This is a genomic window from Fluviispira multicolorata, assembly GCF_009208585.1.
Taxonomy (GTDB): Bacteria; Bdellovibrionota_B; Oligoflexia; order Silvanigrellales; family Silvanigrellaceae; genus Silvanigrella; species Silvanigrella multicolorata.
Genome location: NZ_WFLN01000007.1, coordinates 1 through 13,406, shown reverse-complemented (window position 1 = coordinate 13,406; position 13,406 = coordinate 1). Strand labels below are relative to the sequence as shown.

The 13,406-nt window shown below is 32.8% G+C and carries 9 protein-coding genes and 1 rRNA gene; 3 read left to right on the top strand and 7 right to left on the bottom strand.

Annotated elements, in window-relative coordinates; genetic code table 11:
• Nucleotides 1–61 precede the first annotated feature (61 nt).
• On the bottom strand, nucleotides 62–1,306 hold the full coding sequence (gene rocD, locus GCL57_RS09035; RefSeq protein WP_152213032.1) for an ornithine--oxo-acid transaminase: 1,245 nt from the start codon (nucleotides 1,304–1,306) through the stop codon (nucleotides 62–64).
• A gap of 108 nt (nucleotides 1,307–1,414) precedes the next feature.
• Between rocD and GCL57_RS09030 the strand changes: the two genes are divergently transcribed.
• Complete coding sequence (locus GCL57_RS09030) at nucleotides 1,415–1,819, top strand: dihydroneopterin aldolase (RefSeq protein WP_152213031.1); 405 nt, start codon at nucleotides 1,415–1,417, stop codon at nucleotides 1,817–1,819.
• A gap of 33 nt (nucleotides 1,820–1,852) precedes the next feature.
• Here GCL57_RS09030 and rpoD read toward each other — a convergent pair whose 3' ends face one another.
• From rpoD to GCL57_RS09000, 6 genes are all read right to left on the bottom strand, one after another.
• Nucleotides 1,853–4,153, bottom strand: coding sequence for an RNA polymerase sigma factor RpoD (gene rpoD, locus GCL57_RS09025; protein WP_152213362.1), 2,301 nt, complete (start codon nucleotides 4,151–4,153; stop codon nucleotides 1,853–1,855).
• 393 nt (nucleotides 4,154–4,546) lie between these two features.
• A complete protein-coding gene (locus GCL57_RS09020; RefSeq protein WP_152213030.1) occupies nucleotides 4,547–7,633 on the bottom strand; it encodes a toprim domain-containing protein in 3,087 nt (1,028 codons plus the stop codon).
• A gap of 228 nt (nucleotides 7,634–7,861) precedes the next feature.
• Nucleotides 7,862–8,059: a 30S ribosomal protein S21 gene (gene rpsU, locus GCL57_RS09015; RefSeq protein ID WP_148698276.1), complete on the bottom strand. Its 198-nt coding sequence runs from the start codon at nucleotides 8,057–8,059 to the stop codon at nucleotides 7,862–7,864.
• Between the two features lie 194 nt (nucleotides 8,060–8,253).
• Entirely contained in the window at nucleotides 8,254–8,817 is a 564-nt protein-coding gene (locus GCL57_RS09010) for a hypothetical protein (RefSeq protein ID WP_152213029.1), read from the bottom strand.
• A 288-nt stretch (nucleotides 8,818–9,105) separates the two neighbouring features.
• Nucleotides 9,106–9,220, bottom strand: a 5S ribosomal RNA gene (gene rrf, locus GCL57_RS09005).
• Nucleotides 9,221–9,280: 60 nt separating this feature from the next.
• On the bottom strand, nucleotides 9,281–10,498 hold the full coding sequence (locus GCL57_RS09000) for an ATP-grasp domain-containing protein (RefSeq protein WP_152213028.1): 1,218 nt from the start codon (nucleotides 10,496–10,498) through the stop codon (nucleotides 9,281–9,283).
• Nucleotides 10,499–11,099: 601 nt separating this feature from the next.
• On the opposite strand from GCL57_RS09000, the gene GCL57_RS08995 reads away from it, so the two are divergent.
• The gene (locus GCL57_RS08995; protein WP_152213027.1) at nucleotides 11,100–13,103 is read left to right on the top strand and encodes an FAD-binding and (Fe-S)-binding domain-containing protein; all 2,004 of its coding nucleotides are present in this window, start codon (nucleotides 11,100–11,102) and stop codon (nucleotides 13,101–13,103) included.
• Nucleotides 13,104–13,116: 13 nt separating this feature from the next.
• Nucleotides 13,117–13,406 (top strand): heterodisulfide reductase-related iron-sulfur binding cluster (locus GCL57_RS08990; protein ID WP_152213026.1); only part of this gene is annotated, 290 nt, incomplete at its 3' end.

Sequence of the window (13,406 nt, the reverse complement as noted above, 5' to 3'; positions counted from 1 at the left end):
TTAAACGGACGGCTATGAAAGCACGTATTCTTATAGCAACCAACAAAGCAAAAGTCAAATCTTATTTCTTAGACCACTCATCTTGAGTCTTTGAAAAGACTTCAAGGATAGTTTTAATTGCAAAATCTAAACTCGAATCCTGCATAATAAGTGGAGGAGCAAAACGAACTGTAACATCATGTGTTTCTTTAGCTAAAATACCACGTTCCTGTAAAAGTTCACTATAAAAACGCCCATGCCCTGCTTCTTTTTGAATTTCAATCGCATTTAAGAGCCCTTTTCCACGAACCTCCTTAACAACATGCTTGGGTAGAATAGATAATGCTTTCCTAAATTTTTCTCCGAGTTTAAATGAACGTTGTGGAAGATCTTCTTCAATCGTAATACTCATGGCCGTTTGCGACAAAGCACATGCTAAGGAATTTCCTCCAAAAGTAGAGCCATGATCACCCGGTTTAAGCACCCCAATGACATCTTTAGACCCAACAACAGCTGAGATTGGATAAAATGCTCCACCCAATGCTTTACCAAGAATCAACACGTCAGGATGACAGTCTTCGTATTGATGGGCAAAGAGTTTTCCAGTACGCCCCATACCAGTCTGAATTTCATCAGCAATACATAAAATATTATGTTTTTTACAAATTGAACTCACTTGGGAAAGATAACCATCATGCGGAACAATAATTCCCGCCTCACCCTGAATAGGCTCAAATAAAAAACCAACTGTATTTGGAGTTATCGCTTTTTCCAAAGCATCAGCATCTCCAAATGGCACTGCTTTGAATCCCCCACAAAATGGTCCAAACTCTTGTTTGTACTGAGGTTCACTCGAAAAACTCACAATAGTTGAAGTGCGTCCATGAAAATTGTGATCACAAACGATAATTTCTGCAGAATTGAGAGGAATTTTTTTTACCACATATCCCCATTTACGAGCAATTTTTATTGCAGTTTCAACAGCTTCTGCCCCAGTGTTCATAGGCAAAGCCATATCCATCCCGCACATTTCTGTAATTTGCTTTAACCAAAGGCCCATTTGATCGTTATGAAATGCTCTTGAAGTTAAAGTGATTTTTTGTGATTGATCCATAAGAGTTTTTTGCAAACGAGGATGACAATGTCCTTGATTGACCGCACTATAAGCACTCAACATGTCGAGGTATTTTTTGCCGTCGATATCCCAGACCCATTCTCCAAACCCTTTTGTGAGAACAACTTCTAGGGGATGATAATTATGGGCTCCATATTTATTTGCCAAATCTATATACTTTTTTGCTATCTCTGAACTCTTTGGATTTGTCATAAGGTCACCTTTGTTCTATGTGATGCTGTGGATAAAGAGAAACAATTACTTTGGATCTTTTTTATAACTTTGTTTCTCGCTTATCGCCAAAAAATAGAGGAATAAAAAATGAACGTGGTTTCCCACTACAGTAAGCTATTAAAAAAACAGGAATTCTGTTGGATTCATATCACCGATCTAAGGGTATTTCTTTATCTAGGAGCCAACCAGTATGAAGAGAAAATTGGACAAAATTTGCGCCTTGATCTCTCTTTAAAAATTCAACTCAATGATACAGATGATAAGCTTGAAAATACAGTCGACTATAGTTATGTGTGTGAATATATCACAGAAAAAATAAAAGAACTGAATAAAATTAAACTTTTAGAATATCTCGCAGAACATCTACTGAACTCAATTGGCAATAAATTTCCAAAAATCGCGGCGGCTCGTATTTCTATTGAAAAAGGTTATGTTCCTCTTCATAATTTTACTGGAAAAATAAAAATAGAAGCTGAAAAAGAATTTAATTAAAAAAAGGTGTTCCGTTAAACGAAACACCTTTTTTTAGCTTTCAATAAACGCCTTTAATTTCTTGGAACGGCTTGGATGACGTAGTTTTCGCAACGCCTTCGCTTCAATCTGACGAATGCGTTCACGTGTCACATCAAAACTTTGTCCAACTTCTTCAAGAGTGTGGTCAGTTTTTTCACCAATACCAAAACGCATCCGCAAAACTTTTTCTTCGCGAGAGGTTAAAGTTGCCAAAACTTTTTTGGTTTGATCGGAAAGACTTTGATTTGCAACGATGTCAATTGGCGCACCATGAGTTTTGTCTTCCAAAAAGTCTCCATAGTGATTGTCTTCTTCTTCGCCAATTGGAGCCTCGAGAGAGATTGGCTCACGTGCAATTTTCATAACCTTACGCACTTTTTCAATGCTCATGTCCATGCGCTGCGCAATTTCTTCGGGAGTGGGTTCACGTCCCATTTCTTGAACTAGCTGACGACTTGTTCTTACCATTTTATTAATAGTTTCAATCATATGCACAGGAATTCGAATAGTGCGCGCTTGATCTGCAATAGCACGTGTGATCGCTTGGCGAATCCACCAAGTTGCATAAGTACTGAACTTGTAACCTCGACGGTATTCAAACTTTTCAACAGCTTTCATCAAGCCAATATTGCCTTCTTGAATGAGGTCAAGAAATTGAAGACCACGGTTCATATATTTTTTAGCAATTGAAACAACAAGGCGCAAGTTTGCTTCAATAAGTTCACGCTTTGCTTCTTCAGCAAAACGATTTGCATTATTAATAACTTGATACTTTATTGCGATTTCACTGCGACTGAGAAAGCAAGCTTGCTCGCTGGATAAAATTGCATTTTGAGCTGAAATATAAGTGTTTTTAAAGTTTTCCCAATCTCTTTCGGTTAAGAAATTTACTTCGATAGGACGAGCTGCATTATTGCTACAATAAGAAGCAAGACGTGCCTCATCAAGACGAGTTCTGACTTTAACCTTATTAATTTCTTTCATGCAATCGGATACAGATTTTGCATGGGTGTCAAGTTCAGTCACTATCTGTTGAATAATACGACGATTAACATTTATTTCTTTAACAATTTCAAACATTTGTCCGCGAGATTCGTTTAAAATTTCGCGCTCATGATTTGAAAGTTTATCAAGACCTTGTAAACCAAATTTATCTTCAATCTCAACAACAGTATTAGCAAGCTTCATAAAGCTTTCCACGAGCACGCGAACACGTTGGGATTGACCTTCGTCATTAGCTTGATCTTGTTCGTCATCAAAACCTTTTACAAGATTTTTTGCTTTGATAATACCGTCGATAAATTTCTGTCCAACATCACACATATGGTTAATACCAATACGCAATGAGACTAAATGCTCGAGAAGTTTATTTTCTTCATTTTCAATTTTTTTGGCAATTTCAACTTCGCCATCGCGAGAGAGAAGTGCCACTTGACCCATTTTTCTTAAATAAACACGCACGGGATCGTTGCTGCGCCCTGCAGCATCGAGTTCTTCTTCTTCGCCCCCGAGATCGGCTCCAAATTCCTCTGCCGCTAAAAAGTCATCTTCAGGCAAAGTTGTTGGGTCTTCAGAATCAGCATCCACTTCTGCAAGAAGATCTTCTTCTTCATCGAGAGTGAAATCATCTGCCTCTTCTTCCACGGCAGCTTCTTCAAATGAATCTTCCTCTTCAGAGTCAGAACCTTTGCCTTTAGCTTGTTTAACAGTCTTCTTACCACCTGCTTCTGGTTTTGCTTCCTTCTTCTTAGAATTTGCGGTAGCCGCTGCAATGGATAGTTTTTTATCTTTTTCTTCATTCGCTTGCTCTAAAGAAAGACCTTCCTTTCCTTCAACTGATTTATCTTTTTTGATTAAGATAATTTTATCTGAAGAAGGTCTTTTCTTTTTATCTTTTATAAGATCACCTTCTTTAGGTGCCGCTTTTTTGGGCTGATTTTTTGCAGAGAAAACGTCACTTTGTGCTTTTTTTTCTGCCGATACAGTTTCGCCCAATGGTTTATCAATAATTCTCTTTTGTCCACCAGATGTCTTAGGTACAACTGATTTACTCACAGAGCCTTCGGACTTTAAGAGGCTCGCTTTCACTGGTTTTGCGTTAGTTGAAGAGGTTGCTACAGATTTTTCTTTTCCTTTTACTATTTGAGCAGCAGGAACAGATGGTTTAAGCACTTTTTTCTCAACTAAGGGAGCTTTAATCGATTCTTTATCACTCACTTTTCCACTTTTCTCTAACTTAGAGGAGTTTGATTTTTCCCCCAATTTTTCAGCCTCTTTAGCTTCTTTTTGAGGTTTAACGACATTATGTTTCATATCTTTTTCTGGTTTGACTGCAGCAGATTTTTTAACTTCTTTCGCAGCTTCCGGTGAGTCTTTAGAAACATGTTCAGATGGTTTGGCAGATTGTTTTTTAGTCAAAGGCTGATTCTCTTTTTTTACTGTCTTAGATGGTTCCGCAGACTTCGCTTGAGGCTGAGCTTTCGCAGGAGTCTTTTCAATTTTTTTTACCTGCTGTGCAGGCTTTGAGTTCGTAGTTTTTTCTTTGCTTTGGGTATGCTCAGAAGCACGTTTCTGACTACCAATGACAGCTGACTTTGACTTGGAATTCGTCATATTTTAAAAACCCCCAAGAATCACAAAACAAAAAACTATTCGAACAGCGATGCTTGAATAGCACAAAAGAAATAATTTGAAATGATTTTTCTCTCATTGCAAACTAAAAGATTCAAAATTGCTAAATTTTGTACGCCGTCGCGTCCTCTCTCTGACAAGATCCTGAAATTGCTTGTCTATTTCATCATCAAAATGAAAACTTGAAAATGCTCTTAAAGCATTGTCAATATATTCGAGTTCGAGATGAAGTAAAGTCTCTGCAACAAAAGAGGTTAATCCCCCTCGTTGAGAGGATAGTTTAACATTCCGCAACTGAAACCTTAAAAAGCCAGAGTTTTTTAAATCCCAAATATTTTTTAATGATATCATGGACGCATTGACAGGCAAGCTTTCCTTCAACAATTCCTCCTTATGATACTGCAATAAAATATGAGCTTCTGACGTAACATAAGCAATAAGGAGCTTCGCATGCGAAGAAAGCCCGTCCTTCTCAATACTCTCTAAATCTAGCAAAGAAACATAAGGATTTTCAATCATTATAGAAATAAATTCAAGAAAAACCGAAAAACTCTCTGAACTCATTTGATGATTTAGCGCCAAAGCACAGATCTTCTCATCCCACTCTTCTTCACTTGACTGACCTTGTGCAACATTTTTTAAGCGCTCTGGTAATTCGAAGAATTTCGAATGAAGAAGCGTAAAAAGAAGTTTCACTTCGTGGACATTTAGAACCGGCCAATCAGCGAGCAACCCAGATTGCGGTGCAGAAGCTTCTTTAACAAAAAGAGGTCTCGATGAAAAGAACGAAGAACTTTCCATTTCTTTTCGTAAACCCACAACCGTCATATTAGAAAAGTATCTTTCGCATAAAAAACTCAAAACCTCATTTTGAGTTTGTACGTTTGGATGAGCAATAACCAGAGTCAGCATGTGCTCCTTTATTAAACTCAGAAATCGTTCAGGTTGTGCGTTAGATTCTTCATATAACCAATCACATATCTTATGAATTAAGGGAACACATTGATTTGTTAACTTATGAAAGCGTTCTACACCAAATTTTCTTATGAACTCGTCAGGATCTTTTCCTTCTGGGAGTAACATATATTCAAGATCTACCCCAGAAAATGGAAAAGCAACCGAGAAAGATCTCTTAGCAGCATTTTGACCCGCTTTATCACTGTCAAAACAAATAACAATTCTTTTTGTAACCTTTGTTAAAACTTCCATATGAGCTTGGGTTAAAGCAGTCCCCATTACGGCAACCGTATTTGATATCCCTGCATTCACAAGAGAAATACAATCCATATAACCCTCAACCACAATGACATATCCATAGCTGATAATTGATTTTAATGCACCATGAAAATGAAATAAAATTTGTGATTTTGCAAATAAATCAGACTCAGGTGAATTAATATATTTTGGCATTTCTTTTGCTTGCTTAAATTGACTTTTAACAAAAAGTCTCCCAGCTAAAGCAACAGGTGAACCATCATTTCCATAAATAGGAATGATAATTCGATCATGAAAAAGATCAAAGTATTTACCTATATTTTTACTATTTTTAATTAGACCCAATTTCAGGGGTTTCTCAGCTTCAATTCTTTTTAATTCTACTTTACGAGATAATTCATTGCTTCCTGGAGAAAAACCTAAATTCCAACTTATCATTTGCTCGTTGGAAATTCCTCTTTCCTGTAAATAAAAACGAGCTTCTTTCCCTATTTCTGATATAAGAATTCTATTATAAAATAGAATTGTTTTATTTAAAAAATCTTTATCCCCATGAATATCACTTATATCTTTTATGTCAGATTGATGAGATGCTTTTAATAAATAAGAACTTCCTTTTTTCTCATCTATTTTTATAGAATTAGAGTTTTTCTTTTGTGTATATTCAATATGTAAACTTGAGGTTGCTTGATAAAGAATATCCTTGGCAGAGCCAAAATGCTCTTTACATAAATAATCTAGCAGCCTATCTTTACGTGCATAATTTTCAATTTTATTTAAAACAGGTAATACTTTTTTCTTAAACTCTTCCATTTTCTGTGATGCTGGAAGATCTTTCATAGTTTTTACAGTTACTTCGTCAATTATTTGTTTTGAATTTGCAAGCCAATTTAAAACTCCATTGGTATCAAATTTCGTTAAGAATCTTTCTAAACTATCAGGTTTTTTTGGAAATCTAAGCACCTGAAATAAAAGATCATCAATATGAATATTATCAACAAATGTTTTCCATAAAAATGAATTTCCAAACTGCGAATCATCCAATATTAATGTAACAATAGGAACGCGTTTAGAAAATATTTTAGCTAAATTAATATCTAATTTTTCTTGTAAACAGATTGTTACGTTTAAAATTCCTTTTTTCACTAATGTAAGAAAATCAGGGATACTTGAAACAACAAATAATTCTTTTGCTTTTGTTGCATGTATGCGCGCTGTGTTCCAATTAAGTATAGGCAAAAATGATTTAGGAAAAGGAGTATAAGTTTCTAAATCTTCAAATAGGTCTATATAATTTTGCGAAGAATTATTAATAAATACTTGAATTTTATTTGAAAAAAGAAACCCTGTTATTTTCCCATTATCTTTATATACAGGAAAAGCAAATCGCTCAGAAAGATCTAAATTTGTCTGAATTGATATTTGACTACGTGAAAAAAAATTCTGAAACTCACTTTCTGAGCCAGTATAAGAAAAATCAAGAAACCCCTTTAAACCATTATTTATAAAAGAAAATAAATCCGTTTTTTCTTCATCTAATTTTTGGATAAGTTTTGCTAAATTTTCTTTAAAAAAACCTTCCATGTCATTTAAGTTTTTATTTTGCTTATCAAAAAATGCAGAACTCAATTGATTTTTTTGATCTCTTTCAGTAGGAGACTCAAATTCTAAAGGTATCTGATACATTTCAGAGAGGTTTTCCATAGCTTCTCGAAAAGAAGCTCCCGTTCTATGCATTTCATAATCAACCACAGTGCCATGTGCTTTGCATGAGAAACAATGATAGTTTGTTGGATAAATATAAAAACTTGGGGTCGATTCTTGGTGAAAAGGACATTTGGCAACAGCATGGCTCCCCGAACGCTTAACTTCTATGTAACGTTTGAGATGTTCTTGTAAATTAATAGAATCAATAATATTTTGAATAGATTGCTTGCGAAGCCTCAAATAAGAACCTCACCATTTTATTGAACAAAACGAAACTACTTTTCGCAGCTTTTTTAATACTTTAAGTTCGATAGATTTACCTTTGGGTAGTTTCAGTTTACTTTTCCACTCCAAGGAGATCAAACCTACCACACTTTCAGCACTCAGGAAAAAAAAGAGAGAGCCGTAAGAACAACTCTCTCTTTCTTTAAAGCTCTATCTTAGCTCAAAAAAACCGCTCATTAAGGCTTAAGCCATGAGTTTCTTTTGTTTTTTTAGAGCGCGCTTACGAGCAGCCATACGTTTTCTCTTGATTTTAACAGAGGGTTTTTCATAGTGCTCACGTTTGCGAATTTCAGAGAGAATACCTGCTTTTTCGCATTGCTTCTTAAAACGACGCATTGCGCTTTCAAAGGTTTCGCCTTCTTTAATCTTTACAACTGGCATATTGTTCACCCCCCTTCTATATAAAATATCCAAGCATTAGGTCTATGACCCTGAGCTGGAATGGAGTACGTATCTTAAAAACTCAAGAATGACAAGTATTGTTTGGAGAATTATTGGCCTCCTCTAAATCTCAATGATAAGAGACATTGATATTTTTATACAATAAAATCAAATACTTAATAAAAACAATCAAATCAACAATTAAGCTTACACTTAAATTCACTCAATGCCTTTCTTTCAAAGGTTTTTGGTTCAAAAAAAATAATATTTTTCTTTAACGTAAAAAAACTTAATTGATTAAAAACATAAGGAATAATATTATATTGGACAATACTTCTATTATCAAAAACTGAAGGATAATAATAAAAAGGAGCTTGACTACTATCAAATATTCCACTTATAAAATTTTCATGATCAATTGCAAAAATTTTCCACTTATTAAATTTATTATTTGCTGGTTGAGGTGTAAAAAACTCTTTTCCAAATTTTTTAATACACTTTTGACTGAGTTCGGAAATTTTTTGCTCTGCATTAATTGGAATAAAGTAATGAAAATAGACATCTCTAATTCTGATTTTATTACTGGTTAAATTCGTATGCCATTTATGCAAAGTGCCACTTACTTGTTCAATTTGCCCTTGTTCATTTTCCAACCATTTCCATTTGCCAAAAGCATTGACACAATACACATAGGTTTTTTCATGAGAAAAAGATTGAGTTCTAAAAAATAATAAAATTATTATAATAAAAAACTTCATATCAGCTTATACCCCAAATTAAATAATATTAATAGAAACCAATCTAACCATCGATAATTTTATAATATATTTTTATTTATTATAAAAGAATAATTTAAAAATAAAATACAACAAAAAAAATCCTTTTATTATAAATAAATGAATTAAATTTAAACTCTACAATTATAAATATATCGAAGCAAAAAAGGAGGATTTTCTTTTATCTATTAATAAATAAACTCACCAGAGTTAATGAATTTATAAGAAAAAAAATCCACTAAATATGTATTTAGTGGATTTTAAATTTAATGGCTGCACAGAGCTACTCTCCCACACTTAAAAGTGCAGTACCATTGCCGCTAACGAGCTTGACTTCGGAGTTCGGAATGGGATCCGGTATTTCCCCGTTGCAATCAGCACAGCCAAAGCGTTAAACTTTGTTGAATTCATGGGTATCTGTCTTTGCAGAGTGTGTCAAGTTATTTTAGATTTTTGTTTGATAAAAATCTTCTTGCAGCTCAAGTGCTCTGAATTGCCTCACGCTTTCTTTCACAACAGCTTCAGTTTTATGGATAAATATCACAATACCTGGAGTTGTAAACAGATTCATCGTATTTACAAGTTTTTCATTTTCAAAGATATATGGAAAAAACTGAGAAAATCCTTGTAATTTTTTCAGTTCATTTAAGTATGAAAATTTTTGAAAAACTCCACTCTTCTTAGAGATTAAAAATGTGATTTGAGCATATTTTTTAGGATAATATCTATCTACTTTTGTACCTTTTAAAATCAGATCAAGCGATCTAGATATTTGATTATACTCCAAGCATTCTTTCATAATAAATTGAGATTTTCCTCCATGCGGACAACTACCTACATCAATTAATACAAGTTCTTCTTTTTTATTCATCATAATTTTTACATGAGATGGACCAATGCGTACACCAAGAGCATGAATAACATCTAAAGAGTATTTTAATAGCTTTTGAAAATATATATGTTGACTGTCTAGAAGCTTTAAAGCTGAATAAATAAAAGCTCCTTCAGGTAACATTTGTTTCTCATATTCCCACATAGCAATCAATTCAGAATGCTGATCATACGTAGCTAAATCAACAATAAACTCAGTTCCCTCAATAAACTCTTGCATTAAGACTTCATTATTTACGTTTCCAAGCTTATTTAATTCAGCCAAATGTGTATTTAGATAATAAACTAAATCTTTTTTACTTTTACATAAACAAACAGCATCACTTCCTGCACTTTGTGTAGGTTTTAATATGACAGGATAATTAAAACCATACTTTTCTTCATCCAAATGAGTTACTATGGTTTGTTTAATAGATTTCAATCCACAATCTTTCATGCGCTCTTGCATTAAGTACTTATTTACTCTTGATCTAGAAAAATCTTTTAGATTAGTTTTTAACTGTAAAGTATTTGCAATTTTTTCAGCAAGCTCAACACCAGATTTGCTTCCAGGCAGACAAAATAAAATTTTTCCATTTTCAACATATTCTTTAATTTTTTTTATTAGGTCAGAATACTCTTCTTCCTCATCAATTATATCTTCTATCTTTTCTTTAAAATTTAAATATTTTGCTTTTTTCGATATAACTGAAACAATCTTAATATCATTTTTTTTAAGCTCACTTAAATATTCAAAGCCACTTGAAAAGGAATCAACTATAATTGCATACATTTAAGCTACTCTTTCTTACTTTTAATAAAATAAGCATTAGATAAAATCTCCCTTTGAAAATAACAAATGTAGCTATAAAAAAGCTTCTAAACTTGCCATCCCTGGTAAATAACCAAATATATTTGCATCCCATCCTTAGAATTTAACAAAGATATCAGGAAAAAGAAGCTTAAAGTTAACAATTTAAATAGATAACATTAAAATACACATTGCTGCAAACCAAAAATCAAGATCATTTGCTTTCATGTTTTGCGTTGAATTCCTCTTCCTATTCCTGAGTCAAAAAAATTTCTCTATTTAAAACAATTTTTGAAATATATGCATCTACAATAGATAATTCATAAATATGAAACAGCAATATAGAATTATTAAAACATGAACTTAAAATAATTGAGATCATAACTCTTAATTTGATAATATACTCCAAAAGAAAATAATTAGAGATTTTATAAGAGAAAAAAATGAGCATTTTTAAGTCCAGACAAAGGCTACGTCTACAAACTCATATAGACACATAAAGAGAATAAAGATAAGATATAAATGCTATACAACCTTTACCATAAATTGTAAAAAGTTTTTAAATGGAGCATTTTAAGATTTTATGTTGCAAAAATTAAAAGACCAAAATTTTGAAAAGATACCTTTAGAGTTCTTAAAAAAGATTTATAATTTTCTTCCAAAATCCAGAGTTCTAATAGATTCCCTAAACCGTCACGCATATGCCCATGATGCGAGTCATTATATTTTAATTCCTAAAGCAATTCTTATTGTCGATAATGAAATTGAAGTACAGAATATTTTTATACTTGCAAAGAAATACCATATACCTGTGACAATTCGTGCAGCCGGTTCATCACTCTCTGGGCAGTCAATTACAAACTCTGTTCTAATTGTCATCAGCTGGAAATGGCGCGCATATACAATACTTAATGAAGGACATGCTATTCGTTTACAAGCTGGCGTTATTGGTAAAGATGCTAATTACTATTTATCAAAATTTAATAAAAAAATTGGTCCAAATCCTTCTTCAATTGATTTTGCGAAAATCGGAGGTATTGCTGCTAATAATGCAAGTGGAATGTGTTGCGGAGTAAAACACAATAGCTACCATACTATGCAAGATATCAGAATAATTTTTAGTGACGGCAGTGTATTAGATACAAGCAAACAAGAGTCTGTTAGACATTTCAGAGAAAATAAAAAAGAACTCTTAAATAAAATTTTAAATATAAAAAAGAGAATTAATGAAAATAATGAACTCATAGAAAAAATTAGAAAAAAATACACAATTAAAAATACAGTTGGCTATTGCCTAAATGCTTTTTTAGACTTTAACGACCCCATTGAAATTATTGCTCATCTCATGATTGGCTCAGAAGGAACTCTCGGATTTATTTCTGAGATCACTTTTTTAAGTGTAAGTGACGAAAAGTATAAAAGAGCGGCACTTATCTTTTTCAATGATATTCAATCTGCAATGAATGCAGTCAGTGCTCTAAATAGTTCAATAACATCTGCAGTAGAATTGCTTGACAATGTATCACTTGAATGTGCAAAAAACGAACTCTCTATTTTTATACCAAAGGGATTTGATCCAAAATCCACAACCGCCCTGATAGTAGATTTAAGAGCAAATGAAGAGTATTTATTAGATCAAAATATTCTTGAAATAAATAAAAAACTATCCAAGGTCCAAGGCATACTCTACTCTACAGAATTTTTTGCAGGACAAAATTACAAACAAATTTTAAAAATAAGAAAAAGTATTTTACCAATAATACAGGCAAAAAGAAGTGCAAAATATATTGCTTTACTAGAAGACATTGCATTTCCATTAGAAATGCTCTCTGATGGCACCCAAGACCTAAAAAAATTATTTGCCAAGCATAACTTTCATAATGCTTGTTTATTTGGGCATGCTAAAGATGGAAATTTACATTTTCTAATTGAAATGTCCTTTGAAACGGATGCGGACACTCAAAAATATAAATTGTTTATGAAAGAACTTTCCGAACTCGTTGTAGAAAAATATGATGGATCATTAAAAGCTGAACACGGAACAGGACGAAATATTACTCCTTTTGTCGAAATGGAGTGGGGAACCCTTGCATATGAGCTCATGCGCGAAATAAAATTATATTTAGATCCTGAATTTATTTTAAATCCAGATGTTATTTTTTCGAACGACAAAAATATTCACATAAAAAATTTAAAACGAGTTCCTCAAGTTAATCCTGACTTTGACCAATGTAACGAGTGTGGTGCCTGTGAAAGAGTTTGTCCCTCATATGGTCTAACTTTGACCCCAAGACAGCGCATTGTTTCACTAAGAACAATGTATGTTCTTAAACAAAATAATGAAAATTTAGAATTCAAAAAAATGAATAAAAAATTTAAATATTTTGGTTCTGACACCTGTGCTACCAGCGGAATGTGCGCTATTACATGCCCTGTTGGAATAGATACAGGAAAAGTTATAAAAGATTGGCGTTCAATAAACTGCACATATGAAAAGTATTTTTTTTGGAATTTATTTTCAAAAACCCATTATATAACAAACTTATTTGCTAAATATTTTCTTATTATAACTCGAAAAATAAAATAGAAAGTTCTCTCTTATGCAAGAAAAAAAAGTATTTTTATTCCCATCTTGTGCAAGTAAATTATTAGATAAAAAAAATAACGATTCCATGCTCGATAAAATAAAATCCATACTAAACAAATTAAATTATGAAATTAAAATGTTAAATTTCCCTAATGAATGTTGTGGACTCATGTATCATAGTATGGGTGTTAAAAAAGTTGCAGAAAAAAAAATTAAACAATTCTTTCAGAAAATTATGGAAGCAAGTGAGAATTCAAAACATCCCATCTTAATTGAAAATTCAAGTTGCTTTCTTGAAATTTT

Excerpts from the sequence above, each read along its gene's own strand:
- rocD (WP_152213032.1), bottom strand. The coding sequence starts at position 1,306 with ATGACAAATCCAAAGAGTTCAGAGATAGCAAAAAAGTATATAGATTTG.
- GCL57_RS09030 (WP_152213031.1), top strand. The coding sequence starts at position 1,415 with ATGAACGTGGTTTCCCACTACAGTAAGCTATTAAAAAAACAGGAATTC.
- rpoD (WP_152213362.1), bottom strand. The coding sequence starts at position 4,153 with ATGAAACATAATGTCGTTAAACCTCAAAAAGAAGCTAAAGAGGCTGAA.
- rpsU (WP_148698276.1), bottom strand. The coding sequence starts at position 8,059 with ATGCCAGTTGTAAAGATTAAAGAAGGCGAAACCTTTGAAAGCGCAATG.
- GCL57_RS09010 (WP_152213029.1), bottom strand. The coding sequence starts at position 8,817 with ATGAAGTTTTTTATTATAATAATTTTATTATTTTTTAGAACTCAATCT.
- GCL57_RS09000 (WP_152213028.1), bottom strand. The coding sequence starts at position 10,498 with ATGTATGCAATTATAGTTGATTCCTTTTCAAGTGGCTTTGAATATTTA.
- GCL57_RS08995 (WP_152213027.1), top strand. The coding sequence starts at position 11,100 with ATGTTGCAAAAATTAAAAGACCAAAATTTTGAAAAGATACCTTTAGAG.